Origin of the sequence: Agrobacterium sp. Azo12 (assembly GCF_029193765.2) — a bacterium.
Lineage (GTDB): Bacteria > Pseudomonadota > Alphaproteobacteria > Rhizobiales > Rhizobiaceae > Agrobacterium.
Genome location: NZ_JARFYO020000001.1, coordinates 3123391 through 3142942 on the forward strand (window position 1 = coordinate 3123391; position 19552 = coordinate 3142942).

21 protein-coding genes are annotated in these 19552 nt (G+C 56.2%); 11 read left to right on the forward strand and 10 right to left on the reverse strand.

Annotated elements, in window-relative coordinates; genetic code table 11:
• Nucleotides 1–28: 28 nt before the first annotated feature.
• Entirely contained in the window at nucleotides 29–733 is a 705-nt protein-coding gene (gene ung, locus PYL13_RS14875) for a uracil-DNA glycosylase (RefSeq protein ID WP_275641842.1), read from the reverse strand.
• 24 nt (nucleotides 734–757) lie between these two features.
• The gene (locus PYL13_RS14880) at nucleotides 758–1153 is read right to left on the reverse strand and encodes a VOC family protein (RefSeq protein WP_250982131.1); all 396 of its coding nucleotides are present in this window, start codon (nucleotides 1151–1153) and stop codon (nucleotides 758–760) included.
• 328 nt (nucleotides 1154–1481) lie between these two features.
• On the opposite strand from PYL13_RS14880, the gene PYL13_RS14885 reads away from it, so the two are divergent.
• Nucleotides 1482–1844, forward strand: coding sequence for a YbaN family protein (locus tag PYL13_RS14885; protein ID WP_250982132.1), 363 nt, complete (start codon nucleotides 1482–1484; stop codon nucleotides 1842–1844).
• Nucleotides 1845–1855: 11 nt separating this feature from the next.
• Here the strand turns inward: PYL13_RS14885 and PYL13_RS14890 are convergent, their stop codons facing one another.
• The 3 genes from PYL13_RS14890 to PYL13_RS14900 are packed head-to-tail and all read right to left on the reverse strand — an operon-like array spanning nucleotide 1856 to nucleotide 4613.
• Nucleotides 1856–2638 carry a heme ABC transporter ATP-binding protein gene (locus tag PYL13_RS14890; protein WP_259143312.1) on the reverse strand — a complete coding sequence of 261 codons (783 nt, stop codon included), beginning with the start codon at nucleotides 2636–2638 and terminating at the stop codon, nucleotides 1856–1858.
• A complete protein-coding gene (locus PYL13_RS14895) occupies nucleotides 2635–3723 on the reverse strand; it encodes a FecCD family ABC transporter permease (RefSeq protein ID WP_275641843.1) in 1089 nt (362 codons plus the stop codon). Before PYL13_RS14895 ends, PYL13_RS14890 begins: the two co-directional genes overlap by 4 nt.
• A complete protein-coding gene (locus tag PYL13_RS14900) occupies nucleotides 3720–4613 on the reverse strand; it encodes a heme/hemin ABC transporter substrate-binding protein (protein WP_275641844.1) in 894 nt (297 codons plus the stop codon). Before PYL13_RS14900 ends, PYL13_RS14895 begins: the two co-directional genes overlap by 4 nt.
• 218 nt (nucleotides 4614–4831) lie before the next feature.
• Here PYL13_RS14900 and PYL13_RS14905 point away from each other — a divergent pair, with 218 nt between their 5' ends.
• From PYL13_RS14905 to purU, 4 genes are all read left to right on the forward strand, one after another.
• Entirely contained in the window at nucleotides 4832–5179 is a 348-nt protein-coding gene (locus PYL13_RS14905; RefSeq protein ID WP_192488197.1) for an antibiotic biosynthesis monooxygenase family protein, read from the forward strand.
• Nucleotides 5180–5186: 7 nt separating this feature from the next.
• Nucleotides 5187–5708, forward strand: coding sequence for a heme utilization cystosolic carrier protein HutX (gene hutX / locus PYL13_RS14910; RefSeq protein WP_275641845.1), 522 nt, complete (start codon nucleotides 5187–5189; stop codon nucleotides 5706–5708).
• Nucleotides 5709–5833: 125 nt separating this feature from the next.
• Nucleotides 5834–6628 (forward strand): YbaY family lipoprotein, encoded by a 795-nt coding sequence (locus tag PYL13_RS14915; RefSeq protein ID WP_275641846.1) that lies wholly within the window; start codon nucleotides 5834–5836, stop codon nucleotides 6626–6628.
• A gap of 288 nt (nucleotides 6629–6916) precedes the next feature.
• Nucleotides 6917–7801 carry a formyltetrahydrofolate deformylase gene (gene purU, locus PYL13_RS14920; RefSeq protein ID WP_192488195.1) on the forward strand — a complete coding sequence of 295 codons (885 nt, stop codon included), beginning with the start codon at nucleotides 6917–6919 and terminating at the stop codon, nucleotides 7799–7801.
• Between the two features lie 7 nt (nucleotides 7802–7808).
• On the opposite strand, the gene PYL13_RS14925 is transcribed toward purU, so the two are convergent.
• Both PYL13_RS14925 and PYL13_RS14930 read right to left on the reverse strand, forming a co-directional pair.
• Nucleotides 7809–9197, reverse strand: a complete 1389-nt coding sequence (locus PYL13_RS14925; RefSeq protein ID WP_275641847.1) for a sensor histidine kinase — start codon at nucleotides 9195–9197, stop codon at nucleotides 7809–7811.
• On the reverse strand, nucleotides 9194–9874 hold the full coding sequence (locus PYL13_RS14930; RefSeq protein WP_250982139.1) for a response regulator transcription factor: 681 nt from the start codon (nucleotides 9872–9874) through the stop codon (nucleotides 9194–9196). Before PYL13_RS14930 ends, PYL13_RS14925 begins: the two co-directional genes overlap by 4 nt.
• Nucleotides 9875–10060: 186 nt before the next feature.
• Here PYL13_RS14930 and PYL13_RS14935 point away from each other — a divergent pair, with 186 nt between their 5' ends.
• The 6 genes from PYL13_RS14935 (at nucleotide 10061) to PYL13_RS14960 (ending at nucleotide 16129) form a co-directional block, all read left to right on the forward strand.
• A complete protein-coding gene (locus PYL13_RS14935) occupies nucleotides 10061–11128 on the forward strand; it encodes an ABC transporter substrate-binding protein (protein ID WP_275641848.1) in 1068 nt (355 codons plus the stop codon).
• 278 nt (nucleotides 11129–11406) lie between these two features.
• The gene (locus PYL13_RS14940) at nucleotides 11407–12351 is read left to right on the forward strand and encodes a Bug family tripartite tricarboxylate transporter substrate binding protein (protein ID WP_250982141.1); all 945 of its coding nucleotides are present in this window, start codon (nucleotides 11407–11409) and stop codon (nucleotides 12349–12351) included.
• Nucleotides 12348–12842 carry a tripartite tricarboxylate transporter TctB family protein gene (locus tag PYL13_RS14945; RefSeq protein WP_275641849.1) on the forward strand — a complete coding sequence of 165 codons (495 nt, stop codon included), beginning with the start codon at nucleotides 12348–12350 and terminating at the stop codon, nucleotides 12840–12842. The genes PYL13_RS14940 and PYL13_RS14945 overlap by 4 nt, the downstream gene beginning before the upstream one ends.
• Before the next feature lie 99 nt (nucleotides 12843–12941).
• A complete protein-coding gene (locus PYL13_RS14950) occupies nucleotides 12942–14459 on the forward strand; it encodes a tripartite tricarboxylate transporter permease (RefSeq protein WP_192488189.1) in 1518 nt (505 codons plus the stop codon).
• 234 nt (nucleotides 14460–14693) lie between these two features.
• Nucleotides 14694–15206 (forward strand): HPP family protein, encoded by a 513-nt coding sequence (locus PYL13_RS14955; RefSeq protein WP_275641850.1) that lies wholly within the window; start codon nucleotides 14694–14696, stop codon nucleotides 15204–15206.
• A 167-nt stretch (nucleotides 15207–15373) separates the two neighbouring features.
• Nucleotides 15374–16129, forward strand: coding sequence for an SDR family oxidoreductase (locus PYL13_RS14960; RefSeq protein WP_275641851.1), 756 nt, complete (start codon nucleotides 15374–15376; stop codon nucleotides 16127–16129).
• 64 nt (nucleotides 16130–16193) lie between these two features.
• On the opposite strand, the gene PYL13_RS14965 is transcribed toward PYL13_RS14960, so the two are convergent.
• The 3 genes from PYL13_RS14965 to PYL13_RS14975 are packed head-to-tail and all read right to left on the reverse strand — an operon-like array spanning nucleotide 16194 to nucleotide 19506.
• Entirely contained in the window at nucleotides 16194–17273 is a 1080-nt protein-coding gene (locus PYL13_RS14965; protein ID WP_275641852.1) for an amino acid ABC transporter permease, read from the reverse strand.
• A complete protein-coding gene (locus tag PYL13_RS14970; protein ID WP_275641853.1) occupies nucleotides 17270–18454 on the reverse strand; it encodes an amino acid ABC transporter permease in 1185 nt (394 codons plus the stop codon). The genes PYL13_RS14965 and PYL13_RS14970 overlap by 4 nt, the downstream gene beginning before the upstream one ends.
• Before the next feature lie 20 nt (nucleotides 18455–18474).
• Nucleotides 18475–19506, reverse strand: coding sequence for an amino acid ABC transporter substrate-binding protein (locus tag PYL13_RS14975; RefSeq protein ID WP_250982147.1), 1032 nt, complete (start codon nucleotides 19504–19506; stop codon nucleotides 18475–18477).
• Between the last annotated feature and the right edge of the window lie 46 nt (nucleotides 19507–19552).

Below are 19552 nucleotides of genomic sequence, written 5' to 3' on the forward strand. Positions count from 1 at the left end.
TAAAGTCAGGAATTGCAGAAAATACGACTTACGAAGCTTCCGCCACATCCGCTGGCAATGCCCACTCAACCGGCGTGCGGCCATGGGAAACGAGATAATCATTAGCCTGCGAAAAATGCCGGCTGCCGAAAAAGCCATTATGGGCCGACAGCGGGGAGGGATGCGGTGCCTTCAAGACCAGATGGCGGTCGCGGTCCACGAAGGATGCTTTTTTCTGCGCGTAGGAGCCCCACAACATGAAGACAACATGTTCACATTCGTCATTCACAACACGGATAACAGCGTCAGTGAATTTTTCCCAGCCCTGCCCCTGGTGAGAAGCCGCACGTGCCTCTTCAACAGTCAAAACGCTGTTGAGCAACAACACGCCCTGCTGCGCCCAGCTTTCCAGAAAGCCGTGGCGAACTGGCTGGATACCGAGATCGCTTTGCAGTTCCTTGTAGATGTTTACCAGTGATGGTGGTGTGCGGACACCGGGGCGGACGGAAAAGCACAGGCCATGCGCCTGACCGTAACCGTGATATGGGTCCTGTCCGAGAATGACCACCTTGACTTTGCCAAGCGGTGTCAGGTCAAGAGCACGGAAATATTCATGCCCCTTGGGGAAGATGTGCTTTCCTGCCTGTTTCTGTTCAAGCAGGAAAGCCTTGAGCTGGGCCATATAGGGACTGGAAAATTCCGGAAGAAGCTTCTGCCGCCAGCTCTCTTCGAGCTTCACACTCTCTTCGGTCATATCCTGCCCCTTCTGGCCAACCTTTTACTTGAAGCGACCGCGGCGCTCGAGAACTTCGATCTTGTAACCATCCGGGTCGCAGATGAAGAAGTAACGGGCAAACACGTCGTCCTTGCGGACAAATTCGATGATCTTGCCCGGTGCCAGACCGGCTTCGATCAGGCGTGCGTGTTCTGCGTCAAGATTATCGACGGAAACGGCCAGATGGCCATAACCATCGCCAAGGGCATAGGGAACATCACGGCCTCGGTTGATCGTCAACTCGAGTTCAAAACTCTCCTCTTCATTGCTCATATAGACCAACGTGAAAGTTTCCTGCTCCACACGCTCCGCCACATTCAGGCCGAATGCGAGAGAGTAAAAGTCAACCGAACGCTTTTCGTCCAGCACCCGGACCATCGAGTGGATCATTTTGGCCATGGTGTTTTCCTTCTTCTGTTGGCACTTCGGCTTGGAGCCAAATAATTGCCGCACCGGGATAAAGGCATATACAGACGCGAAGCAAGCCCCTTATCACAACCCTTAATATAGGAATGCAACTCGGGCGACGCAAATTCACACATCCTACCCGCTGTGACAGTACCTAGCCTCACCTGTGAAACGAAAACGGGCTGATCATTTCAACCCTTTTACGCGGCGTCCTAGCCAATTTGTCTCACGCCATTTGTTCAAAAAACAAAGGTCAAACCTAGACATCACAAGCCTATCATGAGAATTGCACTCATAAAGACAAAAGGCAGCAAACGACATGCGTTACGTGTATCTCTGTTTGGGATGGATTATGGTGGCGACCGGCGTTGCTGGTGCGTTTCTGCCTGTTCTGCCGACCACGCCGTTCCTGCTTTTAGCCGTCTGGTGTTTTTCCCGCTCGTCCCCGAAACTCGAAGCATGGCTGCTGTCTCACCCGCGTTTTGGCAAGTCTCTGCGCAACTGGAAAGAAACTGGCTCGATTGCCCGCCGTGCCAAGATTGCCGCCGTCTCCGTCATGACCGCCAGCTACGCGATCTTCTGGTTCACCACAGATCCACCCGCCTTGCGGGCGGTAATTGTACTCGTTGTCATGCTCTGTTCCGCCGCCTTCATCGTCACGCGGCCGGAACCAAAGGCGTGAATTCCAACCCGCTATCTGTGGCGTGACTGCGGTAAAACATAGGGGATGTGCGCCGCCGGCAGACGTCCCACCGCACCGCCAATGCCATAGACCCGTGCAATGGTTTCATCGCTGATCGTGTCGAAGGACGCGCCCTGCGCAGTGATCCTGCCATCGTGCATCACGATCAGGTGATCTGCGAACTCCGCCGCAAGATTAAGGTCGTGCAAAATGGCCAGTACCAGACCGCCCTTCTCAGCGAAATCACGTGCTGTCTCCAGAACGCTGATCTGATGGCCGATATCGAGGCTTGCGGTTGGCTCATCGAGAAACAGTGCCCGCGCCTCACCGTCTTCAACGGAATGCGGTACCTGCGCCAAAGCGCGGGCAAATTGCACACGCTGCTGTTCGCCGCCAGACAGGTAATTATAAGAACGGCTTTCAAAGCCACGCAGACCGACATTGACAAGCGCCGTCTGGGCCTGTGCGTCAGGATCCAGGCCGCCATAGGCAACAGCGCCCATTCGGACAATTTCAAACGCAGTAAACGGAAATGCCAATGTGGTGTTTTGTGGCAGCACTGCACGTTGACGTGCCAGTTGCCGAGGCGAGAACAGGTTTATGTCCGCCCCACCATAAGAAACGGTGCCGACATCCGGCTTGGTTTCTCCACACAGCACTTTCATCAATGTCGACTTTCCGGCACCGTTCGGGCCTATAATCACATTGAACTTGCCCGGCTCGAGTTTCAATGAAACTTCGTGGAGCAGCCTGCGTCCCGACCGGGTTAGATTGATACCGCTTGCCGTGATCATGACAGGTTCCTCATACCCATACCGCCCTTGCCAAACAGCAGGAACAGAAACACCGGTGCACCAATAAGCGCCGTGACGATGCCGATCGGCAGCTCGGCAGGCGCAGCAACCGTGCGGGCAAAACTGTCGGCCAGCAACAACAACGCGCCACCACCCAGCGCTGATGCCGGCAGCAGAAAGCGATGCGAGGGACCAATGGCAAGACGCAGCAGATGCGGCACGACAATGCCGACAAAACCGATCGAGCCGGCCGCCGCAACAGCTGCACCACAGGCGGCAGCAACCGCCAGAATGACCAGACGCTTCAAGCGTTGGACCGGCACGCCCATGTGGAAGGCAGCCGCGTCACCCAGGATGAGTGCGTCCAGCCCCTTGGCAACAAAGGGTATGATGACCAGAACCACCAGAATAAACGGCAGTGTCGCCAGAACTTTTGCCGGCGTTGCCCCACCCAGTGAGCCGAGGCTCCAAAAGGTGATGTCGCGCAGCGCACGATCATCGGCGACAAAAATCATCAGACCGGTCAGGGCACCACTCAAGGCCCCAACCGCAATACCGGCCAGAACCAGCGTCGTGGTTGACGTCATACCGTTGCGCGTAGCAATCACATACAGAAGGATGGTGTTGATCAGGCCACCAAAAAACGCCATGACCGGCAGGAACTGCGAACCGAAAAACGCCGCCAGCGGCGCAAGCATGCCACCACCCAGCGCCAGTGCGGCAACCGCAAACAAGGCAGCACCCGAGGTGACACCGACAATACCCGGATCGGCCAGCGGGTTGCGGAACAGACCCTGCATCATGGCGCCGGACACACCAAGCCCAGCACCAATGAGAAGGCCAAGCGCGGTGCGCGGCAAACGCACGGCTTCAAGAATAATCCGGTCACGCGGTTCCATATCGGCCGCATGACCGGTGAAATAGGCCCAGATTTCTGCCGGCCCTACCCCGGTTGGCCCACTGACCAGCGACACCAGACAGGCCAGAAACAACAGGCCGACAAGCACCGCAAGTGCAATGCCGCCAACGCGCGATCTCTTGCCTTCAACGGGAGCTGTGGCGGGCGTCACGGCAAGCGATTTCACGGCTTCACCACATCCGGATACAATTTGGAGGCCAGTTCATGTGCCGCCGCAGGTGTGCGCGGACCAAAACCGATCAGATAAAGACCGTCCATGCTGATCAGAGCCTTGTTGGCTGCGGCAGGTGTGCTCTGGAATGCAGGCAGCGCAAACACTTCATCGGGAGAGGCCTGATGATTGCCACGCGCCATGGTCAACACCACGTCAGGTGCTGCTGCTATGACAGCCTCGTCAGTCAGCGGCTTGTAACCGGTAATCGCCGACGCAGCATTTACACCTCCGGCCATTTCGATAATGGCCGCAGCTTCTGTATCCTGACCGCCGGCCATGATGCGACCACCCGCGGTCGACAGCACGAACAGCACGCGCTTTTTCTTCTCGCCAACCGCCGAAACATCCTTGGCCAGGGCTGCTAGACCAGTGTCCACCTCGTCCGCCAGGCTCTTTGCCTTGTCTTCAAGACCAACGGCTGCGCCGACATCCAGGATCTTCTTGGCAATCGCGGCACCCGATGGCGGAGTGTCGATTGTCACGACGGGCACTTCGCTGTCCTTGAGAATATTGAGAACATCGGCCGGGCCAGCACCGTCTTCCGTCAGGATGAGATCGGGCTTCTGTGACAGAATGCCCTCAGCGGAAAGCGCACGCATGTAGCCGACATCCGGCTTGGCCAGCGCATCAACAGGAAAGCTGCTGGTGGAATCACGTGCCACGATGCGGTCTTGCGCGCCAAGCGCATAGAGGATTTCCGTAATAGTGCCACCGACAGACACAATACGTTGTGCCTTGACATTACCGCCATCGCCCGCCTGCGCAAAAGTGGATGTTACCAGCGCCACCGGCAGGAACACGCCGAAAGCCAGAGATCGAAGCGAACGTTTTGAAGACATCATGAGCTTTTCATCCAGATAAAAGTGGCAAGCTGCCATGGGCAGTTCATTTAAGTGGAGTTTGGTACACATGTTTAAAAACCCGCGCAAGAGTAGACAAACCAAGAAATGAAAACTGTCAAAAACCACTGGATTTCTTGCACATGCGGGCTTTTCAACCTTGGGAACCACCTATATCCTGACAATTACAGGAAACTTATTTCAGTCAAGGGAGTTATTGGATGTTCATCGCAATGAACCGCTTTCGCGTGGTACCGGGTTTTGAGGAAGCGTTTGAAACAATCTGGCGCGAGCGCAAGACGCAACTCAACGAATTGAAGGGCTATGTCGAGTTTCACATGCTCAAAGGCCCGAAGTCTGACGACCACACGCTGTATGCCTCGCATACCGTTTGGGAAACCCGCGAAGATTTCACCGCATGGACAAAGTCCGAGCAGTTCCGCGCAGCACATGCCAATGCTGGCAACAACCGTGGCAAGGTCGAATACCTCTCCGGTCCGCATTTTGAAGGTTTTGACGTGATCATTCACGACGACAAGAACGGCCAACGCATTTTTGATGCGGCATGAGGAACCCATGACAGCTGTTGCATACAACACGCCAGAGCGTCGTGAGAGAGCCCTTGCTGCCTTGAACGAGAAGCCTGACGGCATCGTTGAGGCGATTGCCAGCAAGGCAGACGTCACGCCGGCCGAAGTTCTGGAAATCCTGCCGCAGGGCGCTGCAGTCACCAGTCCGGCCGAACAGTTCTCCGCAATCTGGTCCGACATGATGACCTGGGGCGAAGTGCTAATGATCGTGCAGACCGCCGATATCGTACTGGAAGTGCCGGGCTTTCTGCCGGAAGGTACCGAAAGCCATGGCTGGTTCAACATTCACGGCGACAGCCCGATTGGTGGCCACATCAAGAAGGACAACTGTCACGCCATCAGCTTTGTGGACCGTGCATTCCATGGCCGTCGCTCCTGCTCCGTATGGTTCATGAATGCCAATGGTCAGGCCATGTTCAAGGTTTTTGTCCGTCGTGACGAGAACAAGGAACTGAAGGCAGACCAGCTTTCGAAGTTCGAGACTTTGCGCGACAGTCTGTCACGCTAAACAACAACAACGCTGCCAGCCATGGCCCGGCAGCGTTGCTTATCCGGGCAGTTCATCCCGGATTCATCTGGCTTCCTTATTATCGAAGACGAATATTCGCACATCGTGATCATGGGGGTTTGGAAATGACCGACAAAAATACACTGAGTGGCAAAAGGCCAATCTCTCGCCGCGGCTTTGCCAGCCTTCTTGGCCTGTCCGCCGTTCTGGTTGCATCACCATCGCTTGCAGCCCCAGCCTCCATTCGCGGCACAGTCAGCTATCGTGAGCGCATGGCGTTACCACCTTCTGCGACAGTCACGGTTCAGTTGATTGATGTCTCACGCGCTGGCGCAAGTTTCAGCATCATTGCAGAAACCACTCCATTGCCGGGACGCAACGTACCTATTCCCTATGTCATTCGTTACAATGACCGGGACATCCGCCCCAACCGGCGTTATGCGCTTCGCGCCGAAATCCGCGATGGTCGCCGCCTGCTGTTTACCACCACACAGAACTACCCGATCCTCAACAATCGCCGCGAGACCACGGACCTGATGCTTGAACGTGCCGGGGCGGCACCACGGCCGGAGCCGGACCGTGAACCATCCCTGGTCGGTTCCTGGGTTGTCGTCGACATTGCAGGTCAGCGTGTTACCGACAGAAAACCACCGGTCCTGCAAATTGGGCCTGATAACCGTGTATCTGGCAACACCGGCTGCAATGGTTTTGGTGCCGAACTCAGGGTAAACCGCCGCGAGATTGATTTCAGTCGCGCCATTTCCACGCAAATGGCCTGCGAACCGCCAATCATGCGCCAGGAAAGAGCGTTTCTTTCCGCGCTTGAGCAAGCACGCGGCTATGATTTGAGCCCGCGCAGCAATCAGCTGGAGTTACGCGACCGTCGGGGTCGCCCACTGATGCGCCTTCGCCGGGCCTGAACGGCATCGGTTTCCGCCCCTTTTGATGGTGATATCAAGCGGGGCGTTTTCATCTCACGTCAGAAACTCGTTATCCAATGTCGTTTTGCGCAACACAGAACGGCAGCAAGCGCCGTATGACTATGGGCGCTTGATCGCTCTTCCACCCGCACACAGGTCGCGGATATTCAAATTGCGACAAAGCCACTATGCCACGGCCAGCGACTGCGCTAATGCAGGACGCCCGAATTGTGGCGCGTGACGTAAAACCAGAAGCACCGGAAATGGCGCTTCCAGAGGAATAGACTGATGACGACTTATGTTCTGACTGTAACCTGCAAATCCACCCGCGGCATCGTGGCGGCAATATCGGGTTATCTGGCAGACAAGGGTTGCAACATCGTAGACAGCTCGCAGTTCGATGACCTTCAGACCGGCATGTTCTTCATGCGGGTCAGCTTCATTTCCGAACAGGGCGAAAGCCGCGAAGCCATCACCGAAGGCTTTGCACCCGTCGCTGAGAAATTCGGCATGGATGCCAAGATCGAAAGCTCGGCCGAGCGCATGAAAGTGCTGTTGATGGTGTCGCGGTTTGGCCATTGCCTGAACGACCTGCTGTACCGTTGGAAGATCGGCGCGCTGCCAATCGATATCGTCGGTGTCGTCTCCAACCACTTCGATTACCAGAAAGTTGTCGTCAATCACGACATTCCTTTCCACCACATCAAGGTGACCAAGGATAACAAACCGAAGGCCGAAGCACAGTTGTTGGATCTGGTCGAACAGACTGGTACAGAACTGATCGTTCTTGCCCGTTACATGCAGGTGCTGTCCGATGAGCTCTGCCAAAAAATGTCCGGCAAGATCATCAACATTCACCACTCGTTCCTGCCAAGTTTCAAGGGCGCAAACCCTTACAAGCAGGCCTATGAGCGCGGCGTAAAGCTGATTGGCGCAACTGCCCATTACGTTACGGCCGACCTTGATGAAGGTCCGATCATCGAGCAGGAAACCGTCCGTATTACCCACGCACAAAGCGCCGATGACTATGTGTCGCTGGGCCGCGATGTCGAAAGCCAGGTGCTGGCACGCGCCATCCACGCGCATATCCATCACCGCACCTTTATCAACGGCAACCGCACGGTCGTTTTCCCACCAAGCCCCGGCAGCTACGCATCCGAGCGCATGGGATGATAAGAGATTAACCGGCTGCGGGCAGCAGCACGGTGACCTTCAAACCCTTGTCGTTCTGACCGGCATCCAGCAGCAATTGCCCGCCAAACAGGTGGGCAATTTCCTCGACAATGGCCAGCCCCAGACCGGCACCGGGAGCTGGATTGCCATCCCCACGGGCAAAACGCTGACGCACCATGTCACGTTTCTCAGGCGCGATGCCCTGCCCGTTATCCTCCACCTCAAGGCAAACTTGCCCCGCAGCACTGCGGTAAGCGCGCACCGTCACTTCAACATTATCACCGGCATAGGCAATGGCATTGCTGATGAGGTTGCCCAGCAGCTCACCGATCAACAACGGTTCGGCCAGAACGGCAACGGTTCCCTCACCCTCAAAACCCAGATCGACGCCAGCCTCCGCCGCCTGTGGAATATACTCTGCAGTTATTGTCTGGGCGACTTCCACCAAGTCGATGCGTGACAGCGCCTGCGGCTCACCTGATCCTGCCGCATCGATTTTTGCCATGCGCAGAAGCTGCGCCAGAATATGCTCGGCATGAGCAACGGATTCATCGCCTTTCCGCGCTGCGTCCTTGGCCTGCGCCAATGTTTCCGCCCGCTCGGAAAGCGCCAACTGAGTGCGGATGATCGCCAGCGGCGTGCGCAACTGGTGACTGGCATTACCGGTGAAATGTCGAAGCGCTTCCAGCGCCGCATTCAGGCGCACCATGAAGGAATTGACAGTGTCAACGAGGTTTTGCACCTCCACCGGGACCTTCTGGTCAATAGGATGGAGATCGCTCGGATTGCGCTCGGCAATCGCTTCACTCAGCCGAAACAGCGGCCGCAAGGAAATCGTCACCGCCACCCACACGATAACCGAAGCTCCGACAATCATCGCCAATAGGCGCAGGGCGGAACGAAACAGAATAGATTGCGCAAGCTGGCGGCGGGCAATGGTGGTTTCAGCAACTGTCACGGTAAACGGCACCGAATTGATGCCGGTGGACGCGGATCGCTGCATGACAGCGACACGAATGGGTTCACCTCGAAAAAACGCATCCTCGAAGATCGCCACATTCGGCTCTTCAGGCGAAACTGACGGCAGTCCTTGATAACCGGTCAGGAACTCGCCGTGCGAACCATCAACACGGTAAAACACCCGGTCCTGTGCAGCCGATGTCAGCATTTCCAATGCGACGTAGGGAATATCGACCTCAAGCTTGCCGTCCTCAGACACGGCAACCCGCTCGGCAATGGCTAGGGCAGAGCCCGCCAGCACACGATCCGACACCACATTTGCTGTTTTGACCGCCTCTGAATAGGTGTCCGTTAGGGCAACAGTGCCGATAATTGCCGTCGAAAACAGAAGCCAGCCCAACAGGCGCTTGCGGAGCGAGTAGGCTCCGCCTGTCATTCGGCGATCTCCGGTAGACGCTCCAGATAATACCCTATGCCGCGTGCCGTCTTGACGGTCAGCCCGTGGGGCGCAAGGCGTTTACGCAGACGGCTGACATATTGCTCAATGGCATTGCCGCTCAACTCGTCATCAAACCCGGCCAGCGATTGCATGATGGCCTCCTTGGCAACCACTTTGCCAGCGCGCATGAACAGCAGTTCCAGAATGCCAAGTTCACGCGCCGGAATATCCAGTGGCACACCCTCCGCGCTAAAGGTGCGCGAGGTCAGATCAAACGATACCTTGCCGTAACTGACGGTCGAAGAGCGTAAACCCGCCTGACGGCGCAGCAGGACACGCACCCGTGCCTCAAGCTCGCTGACATCAAAAGGCTTGATCATGTAATCATCGGCACCGAGGTCCAGTCCCTTGACGCGTTCTTCCGGGGAGCCACGCGCTGTCAGTATAAGAACCGCCGCCCTTTCCTGCCGCGCCCGCATGGAGCGCAACACGGAAATGCCATCCATTTCCGGCAGATTGAGATCAAGAATGACCAAATCAAAACTTTCCGTCGCGGTCGCAGCCAGGGCCGAAGTACCATCCGATACCCAATCCACGGCATAGCCACTGCCGCGCAGCAAAGCGACCAGACCGTCCGCCAGAACCTGATTGTCTTCGACCAGCAATATACGCAAATCAATCTCCTGCCCTCACCGCGCACCCTAACGCATCGATTTGAAAATCGGAATCGAATTTCGCTTGGGCATGCTGCATAGTTTCAAGGAGTTAGAGCGCCTCATCGTAGCATCGATCCGTCAGCTGTGCGGCAATCACAGGGGCAGACGCTTGTGCACGCAAAGCTGGTGCGGCATGATATTTTCATGCGTATTCTTCTCTGTCTCTGTTTGGGTCTCTCTTTCGCAGCACCTGCACTGGCCAAACCGACCGTGTTTCCGGCACCATCCGGCAATCCGGATGCACCGGTATTGATCGTTTATTCCTCATTGGATGAGCCATTGGCTGCTCCGATGATCGAAGGATTCCAGAGACAGAACCCGGATGTGACGGTGTCCTATGAGGATTTGCTGACCGGTGAGATCTATGACCGCATCGTCAAGGAAACCGATGCCGGACAGAAAACCGCCGACTTCGCCTTTTCCTCAGCCATGGATTTGCAGGTCAAACTGAGCAATGACGGTTATGCGCAACGCAGCGACCTGCCGCTCAGCGCAAAATGGCCAAGTTGGGCCAACTGGCGCAATACCGCCTATGCCCTGACCTTTGAACCGGCAGTTTTTGTCTATCACAAGCCGAGTTTCACCACCGAAAAACCACCAGCCACCCGCGCCGAATTTGTCGATTATCTTGAGCACCATGCCAAGGACGTGCACGGCCGCATCGCCACCTATGACATTGAACGTTCCGGCGTCGGTTTCCTGTTCATGTCACGGGACCAGGAACAATTTACCGATATCTGGTCCGTCATCCAACACATGGGGGCAGCCGGCGTAAAACTCTACTCCAACAGCTCCGCCATTTTGGAGCGCATTGCCGACGGACGATTCGTGCTGGGTTACAATATTCTCGGCTCCTACGCCGCCGACTGGGCATCCCGTCACCCGGATGTCGGCATCGTCCTGCCCAAGGATTACACGGTGGTGATGTCACGCATCGGCCTTGTGCCACAGGCCGCAAACTCCCCGGAACTGGGCCGTAAATATCTGGAATATTTCATGTCACGGGAAGGCCAGACAATCCTGTCAACGCGATTGCAAATTCCGGCCGTCAATCCGGATGTCGCCGGAGACAATACCGCAAACACCATGCAGGCCATTCACGGCGCCCAGCTTTTGCCCGTTCCTGTCAGCCTTGGCCTGATGGTTTATCTCGATCAGGTAAAGCGCAATCGGCTGATTGCCCGCTGGAACGAGGCCTTGCGCCTGCAATAAACACCCGCCAAAGCCGGTTATCAGCTAAAAACTGGACGTCATCCAAAAATTAATGAATGTTAAATTGGCAAAGCCGGGGATTGCGTCAGTTAAATGTCAGCTTTCTATGGTGCTCTGCTTCTACTCTTCGGCCGTGGAGGCGGCTTAACGAAGATGCGGGAGGAAATATCTATCGCGAATGAACAAACTGTCCTGTGATGGCAGCGAGTCTACATTTGCCCGCGTTCTCCTTCCGCCAAAACAACGAAGCCCGATGGGCTATCAAGGAGGGTTCGCTTTTGAAACATTTCGTACTTGCTTCCATTATCGCCGGTGCTTTGGCTCTTCCTGCCGCAGCAGCCGATTACACGATCATTGCACCAGCAAACCCAGGCGGCGGTTGGGACCAGACCGCGCGTTCGTTGCAGACCTCGCTGCAGGATGAAGGCATCTCCAAGAGCGTACAGGTACAGAACGTACCAGGTGCCGGTGGCACAATCGGTCTTGCCCAGTTTGCAAGCCAGCAGAAGGGTAACCCAAATGCTCTGATCGTTGGTGGTTACGTGATGGTTGGTGCCATCCTGACCAACAATTCGCCAGTGACATTGAAGGACGTGACACCGATTGCCCGTCTGACCGGCGAATATGAAGCCGTTGTCGTTCCGGCCTCTTCTCCGCTGCAGACCATGGGTGACCTCATCGAGCAGCTCAAGAAAGATCCAGGCAGCGTTTCCTGGGGTGGCGGTTCAGCTGGTGGTACCGACCACATCGCAGTTGGCCTGATTGCCAAGGCTGCTGGCGTTGATCCAACCAAGATCAACTACATCGCCTACTCCGGCGGCGGTGAAGCACTCGCTTCCATCCTCGGTTCGCAGGTGACAGCTGGCATTTCCGGCTACGGGGAATTTGAAAGCCAGGTCAAGGCTGGCACACTTCGCCTTCTGGCCGTGTCGAGCGCAGAGCGCATCGAAGGCGTTGACGGACCAACCCTGAAAGAAAGCGGCCTTGATGTCGTGGTTGAAAACTGGCGCATGGTCGCAGCGGCTCCTGGCCTGTCTGCAGATCAGGAAGCAGCAATCAATGCCGACGTTGAAAAGCTGGTGAAGTCCAAGAGCTGGCAGGACACCCTGAAGACCAAGGGCTGGCAGGACACATACCTTGCTGGCGATGCTTTCAAGGCACAGCTCGACAAGGATGTTGAATCCACTCAGGCTATTCTCAAAGACATCGGACTTGTAAAATGAGCATGGGTTCTGACTCATCCAACTCTCAAAAGCGCCGCCCTGACCGGGCGGCGCTGGTTATAGCCGCTGCACTCGTTGCCATCGCTGCTGTAATCTTCATGGACTCTACACGCCTTGCAGGCGTGTCCGGTTATTCGCCTGTTGGTCCAGCCACCGTACCTTACGCCATCGCATTCTGTCTTGTCGGCCTTGCCATCTGGACAGTCGTGGAAGCTCTGCGTGGTGAGTTTCCCAAGCGGGACAAGCAGGAAACAAGCGCCGTCATCTGGGTTATCGCTGGTTTGGCCGGGCAGATGCTGCTGCTGAAAACAGCCGGTTTTTCCATCGCAACAGGCATTCTGTTTGCCTTCACCGCCCGTGCCTTTGGCAAACGGGAGCTTTGGTATTCCATTCCCGTCGGCATCGCCATCAGCTTCGTAGTCTGGGTGATTTTTGCGCAGTTCCTGCAGCTTTCGTTGCCAGCTGGGCCTTTGGAACGCCTGTTCTTCTAAACGGAACCGGCCTTCTTTTCTTGATTGAAAAACAGGGAGTGACAATCGCTTTTGTGCAAGCGGTTGGTAACACTCCACCCGACAGGGGGACATTCGTCCATGAATACATTTGAATTTCTGCTTCACGGCCTAGAGGTCGCAATGCAGCCGATGAACCTGCTTTATGCATTGATCGGCGTAACGCTTGGCACGGCTGTCGGCGTTCTTCCAGGCATTGGCCCGGCGCTTACTGTCGCATTGCTGCTGCCGGTCACTTACAAGCTTGATCCTGCCGGATCGCTGATCATGTTCGCCGGTATCTACTACGGCGGCATGTATGGTGGTTCGACCACCTCCATCCTTCTCAACACACCCGGTGAAAGTGCGTCCATTGTGACGGCGCTGGAAGGCAACAAGATGGCCCGAGCGGGGCGTGGTGGACCGGCTCTTGCCACCGCCGCCATCGGCTCCTTCGTGGCTGGCCTCATTGCCACGATCGCCCTAGCCTTCATTGCACCCTATATCGTCAAGCTGGCACTGGTGTTTGGACCACGCGAATATTTCGCGCTCATGGTCTTGGCATTTGTGACCGTGTCTTCCGCCTTTGGTGATTCTGCACTGCGCGGCCTTACCTCGCTGTTCATCGGCTTTGCCCTTGCCATTGTCGGTATCGACCAGTTGACCGGTCAGGCCCGTATGAGCTTCGGCGTTCCAGATCTGCTTGACGGCGTCGAAGTGACAACGCTCGCCGTTGCCATGTTCGCGATTGGCGAGACGCTGTTCATCGTCGCACAGGGACAAAGCGGCCCGGACAAGATCGAAGCTGTGAAAGGCTCTGTCTGGATGAGTGCGCAGGATTGGGCTCGCTCGTGGAAAGCATGGCTGCGCGGCACGTTGATTGGCTTTCCGATTGGTGCCATGCCTGCCGGTGGTGCAGAAATCGGCACGTTCCTGTCCTATGCCACGGAAAAGAAGCTTTCAAAACATCCGGAAGAATTTGGCCATGGCGCGATTGAAGGCGTCGCCGGTCCGGAGGCCGCCAACAACGCATCTGCCGCCGGTACACTGGTACCACTGCTGACGCTTGGCCTGCCGACCACGGCGACCGCCGCCATCATGCTGGCCGGCTTCCAGCAATACGGCCTACAACCCGGCCCGCTGCTGTTTGCCACCAACCCGCAGCTTGTCTGGGGTCTGATTGCCAGCTTGTTCATTGCCAACTTCATGTTGCTGGTTCTCAACCTGCCGCTGATTGGCCTTTGGGTTAAGCTGCTGACCATTCCAAAGCCATGGCTTTATGCGGGCATCCTGCTGTTTGCGACGCTTGGCACAATTGGTGCGAACCCTTCGGTGTTCGAACTGGGCATGCTGCTCGGCTTCGGTATTCTTGGCTACATCATGCGCATCTTCGGTTATCCGATCGCACCTGCTGTCGTTGGCCTGATCCTTGGGCCATTGGCCGAGCAGCAATTGCGCCGCGCACTGGCCATCGGCCAGGGTGATCCTGTCGTGCTGTTCACGTCGCCGATTGCCGTTGGCCTGTTCATTGTTGCCGCAGCCGCCTTCATCATCCCGCTGATCATGCGTATCCGCGGTCGTGGTCAGGTCCTGTCACAGCTCGCTGCCAACGAAGACTAAAAATATCAAACGTCAAAACAGGGCGCGGGGAGAACATAGTCTCCCCGCGTCTTTTTATTTCAGCCACAGCGACGGACCGCATCTGTCTCAAGCCTCTATCGTGGGTGAGGGCGATCGCAACAGGCGCAAATATATTCGCAGAAGCGGACGAGTTTCATAAAGACTTTGCTTGGAAAACATGCAGTCTTCGGTTTATTAAACGGCAATTGCATAATTTTAAGCCGGAAAAATTTCATGCGACGCCACTTGCGGCATTACATCCACCGCCATGAGCCTAAAGGACAGGCGCATCATCACCTTAAATCGGGGATTGGTGCCATTGCCGCCATGCTGGCCGTGGGTGGCTTGACGGTGGAGACAGGCATTCCATTATTGATCGCGCCTTTTGGAGCGACAGCGGTTTTGCTGTTCGGCCAGCCCAAAAGCCCGCTTGCGCAACCGGCAAATGTCATCGGTGGTTATTTGCTGGCAGCCCTGGTCGGCAGCCTTGCCTTGCAGTTCCTGCCCGGCATGTGGTGGGCTTCGGCAATTGCGGTTGGACTTTCTATTGCCGGAATGCTGCTGCTGCGCGTGACCCATCCACCGGCCGGCGCCGTACCGCTTGTCGCTTACGGCTCGCACCTTGAAGGACAGGATCTGTTTCTGGTCGTTCTGGCTGGCAGCGCGCTACTTGTGGTCATCGCCGTGGTTCACCACCTGATACCACCACGCCATCAATATCCACTGCGTGCACCGGAAACCCCATAACCTGAAAACCGGCGTCTATTCCAGCCACGCATTCGCCTCTGGACGACAGGGGAAGAAATAGCCTTTCACGCTGTTTTTAACAGCGGCAAGACTTGTCCCTGCCCATCCCCTGTGCTTGAAAACAGACAGTCGAAAAGTACGACTTATTTCAAGACCGGGAGAAAACCATGAGCATCCAGATATTTGACCTGACCGGCCGTCGCGCCCTTGTTACCGGCTCCTCGCAGGGCATTGGCTTTGCACTGGCAAAGGGTCTGAAGGATGCCGGTGCTGACGTCGTCATCAATGGCCGCAACCCCGAGAAGCTGAAAGCTGCGACACAAGAGCTCGGTAATGTCGACTACCTCGCCTTCGACGTGACAGACCATGCCGCTGCCCGCGAAGCCATCGACGCCTATGAAAACGACAAGGGTGCCATCGACATCCTCGTAAACAATGCTGGCATGCAGCACCGCACCCCGCTGGAAGATTTCCCTGCCGATGCCTTTGAGCGTCTGCTGCGCACCAATATCTCGTCGGTGTTTAATGTTGGCCAAGCCGTTGCCCGTCATATGATTGGTCGTGGCGCTGGCAAGATCATCAATATTGCCAGTGTTCAGACCGCACTGGCGCGTCCAGGCATTGCGCCTTACACCGCGACCAAGGGTGCAGTCGGCAATCTGACCAAGGGAATGGCAACCGACTGGGCGAAACACGGCCTGCAATGCAACGCCATCGCGCCCGGCTATTTCGAAACACCTCTCAATGACGCATTGGTCAAGGATCCGGCCTTTACCGAATGGTTGCAGAAGCGCACGCCAGCTGGTCGCTGGGGCAAGGTGGAAGAACTGGTTGGCGCCTGCATCTTCCTCGCGTCAGGCGCATCGTCTTTCGTCAACGGCCACATCCTCTACGTTGATGGCGGCATCACCGTAAGCCTGTAAGCAAAGAGCATAGCGTTCTAAGAAAGGTCCGCGCGTACCAACGCGCGGACCTTTTTTTGCGACCTTATTTATTGTGATGGCCGCGTAACCTGCCTTCCAGCCACAGGCTGTAACGTGAGGCACCAAAGCAGATCACGAAATAGATGAAGGCAACGGCGATATAGGCTTCGTTATAAAACCCAAGCCAGCTGGGGTCCGTTGCAGATGCCCGAGCAGCGTTGAGAATATCGAAGATACCAATCACGGCCAGCAAGGACGTGGCGAGCAGGAAACCGATCGCCAGATTGACCATGCCGGGAATAACGATCCGCAATGCCTGCGGCAGCACGATCAGCTGCATCGTACGCCAGTAACCAATACCAAGTGCGGTGGCGGCTTCCTCCTGCCCTTTGGGAATGGCCTGTAGTCCGGCACGCACGACCTCGGCGATATAGGCTGCCCAAAACAGTGTGACCATGATCATCGCTCTAATCATCTTGTCGAAAAACTGGCCGTCGGGTAACGCCATCGGCAGGATCAGCATCGCCACGTAGAGAATGGCGACCATCGGTGTGCCACGCATCAACTCGATATAGAGGATCGAAAATGTGCGCAGGCCACCCAGCTTGGAGCGACGCGCCAGCGCCAGCAGAATGGCAAGCGGTGTCGCGGCAGCAAAACAGCCAGCCCAGACAAACAGCGTAACGGGCAGTCCGCCCCATTGGTTGGACGGGACAGGCCCACCGAAAAAACTGCCGGCCATCAGAAACCAGCTGGCCAGAATAATCAGCGGCCAGGCGAGCAGGGTTTCCTTCCTCCAAAAGCGCGGCATTGCCGTTGCAAACAGCAACAACACCAGTAACAGCACAACCAGAGCCGGCCGCCACAAAAACTCAGCGGGGTAAAAAGCAAACAGAATGAATTGCAGTTTGGCGCTGATAAACGCCCAGCAGGCACCACCACGCGCCGCGCAATCGGCCGACGCGCCACTCCACGTGGCATCGAGAATGCCCCAGCGAATAAGCGGCGGCAGGGTCCAGACGAGTGCGGCTGAGGTCAATAGGGTGATCAAACTATTTGTCACCGTACCGAACAACCCTGCCCTCAATCCTAACAACAGGATGCGCAATTTGCCGCGATGGCTGGGCACAACATTCACCGTCATCGGCCATTCCCCCGCAAGGCAACACGCCTGTTATATTCGTTCATCAACACCGAAACCGAGAGGTTGATGACCAGATAGGTGCCGATCAGGATCATCAGCGCTTCAAGCGACTGGCCTGTTGTATTGGCCGTGGTGTTGATGACGCTGACCAGCTCCGGATAACCGATGGCCACCGCAAGGCTCGAATCCTTGGTCAAGTCGAGATAACTTGACGTCGTTAGCGGCGTGATCACCCGCAAGGCTTGTGGTAACACGACAAGCCGCATGATCTGTTCCGGATGCAACCCGAGCGACCGTGCAGCCTCCCACTGACCATTGTTGACGGACTGAATGCCCGCCCGAACAATCTCGGCAATGGCCGCGGAAAACTTCACGACGAGCCCGGTCAACAACGCCGCAAACTCCGGAGACAGGCTGGAGCCGCCACGAATGTTGAACCCGGTCAATTCTGGAATATCAACATTCAGCTGTGCCCCGCTGAACGACAGTCCAGCGGCAACAACCACGACCACGGCCGTGAAGCTCAAGGCCGTGCTGGTAATGTTTAAAGCCCTGCTACGCTTGAGGATAAATAGGATGGCGGCGAAGGTCGCGATTGCACCTGCAAACACCGTGCTGCCGCTGACACTCAAACCCTCAATCGAACCACCGGGGATAAACACACCACGATTGGTAAAATAGATCGACCCCAGAAAGGCGCTGGCCTGTCGCGGCGCCGGAAAGGCACTTGTCAGCGAGATCCAGAAGAACAGTTGTAGAAGCAGTGGCGTGTTGCGAATAATCTCGACATACCAACGCACTGCAGTCGCCAGCAGCAGATTGCGCGAAAGCCCGGCCACGCCGACCGCGACCCCAAGTACAGTCGCAAGGACACAGCCCAGCACTGAGACTTTCAGCGTGTTCAGCAAACCGACGATAATGGCACGGATGTAGGTATCCCCCGCCTGAAACGGAATTGAGCTTTCGCCAATCTCGAAATTGGCCGCCCGGTTCAAGAAGTCGAACCCTGGCGTCACGCCAATACGGCGCATGCTCTCGATCACGTTGACCGCGAGAAAATACAGCGAAACGACAAGAAAACCGATGATGAAAACCTGAAGCAGCGGACGAGTGCCCCACCACATCAAGGCCTTGCGAAAGATGCCGGGCCTTTGAGGGCCCGGCGCTGGATTTACCGGCATTATTGATATGCCCCGACTGCTTAGCGGAATGGCGGAGAATAGAGGAGACCACCATCCGTCCACAGACGGTTGTAACCACGATCCCAACCGAGCGGCTTCAGGTTACGGTCGAAGATTTCACCGTAATTGCCGACAGTCTTGATGATGTTGTAAGCCCACTTCGGATCAAGACCGATCGCTTCGCCAAGGGCTGGATCAACACCAAGGAAACGCTGGATGGCAGGGTCTTCCGACTTCAGGAACTCATCGACATTTTGCGAGGTAATGCCCCACTCTTCCGCCTGGATGGTTGCATTGACAGTCCAGGTAACGATTTCCAGCCAACGGTCGTCACCACCGGCAACTGCAGGTGCAAGTGGCTCCTTGGACAGGCGCTCTGGCAGGATGATATAATCATCCGGCTTTTTCAGCTGTGTACGCTTGCCGACAAGGTCGGACGAATCTTGGGTGATTGCATCCACGCGACCAGATTCAAGCGCCGCGATGAACTGTCCGGTATCTTCAATCGTCACTGGCGTGAACTTCTTGCCCGTCTTGCGGAAGAAGTCGGCAACGTTCAACTCACCTGTCGTGCCGCTCTGAGCTCCAATCGTTGCGCCGTCGAGTTCGGCAGCTGTTGTCACACCGAGGTCTTTGCGGACCAGAATGCCCTGACCGTCATAAAACACCGTAGGACCAAAGTGGAAACCAAGCTTCAGCGCACGGGTGATAGTAACCGTCACACCCGACAACAGAATGTCGAATTCGCCGCTTTGAAGGGCTGGCAGACGCTGCTGCGGAGAAGAGTTGGTGAACTCTGCCTTATCAGGTGTGCCGAAAACAGCGATGGAAAGAGCACGGCCGTAATCCGCAAACAGCCCCTGCCATTTGCCGCTGCTGTCAGGCGCAAAGAAACCTGGTGTCGTCCCAACACCAACCTTGATGGAGCCGCGTTGCGTTATCTTGTCCAGCGTTGGGCCGGCTTGTGCAACATTTGAAAGAGCCAGACTGGTCAACAAAGTCCCGGCGATCGCCGACTTGAGAAAGCCGCCGAGATATCCTTTAAATCTCATTGTTCAAATACTCCTGATGCTTCAATCAGGCGATCAGATCTTGGTG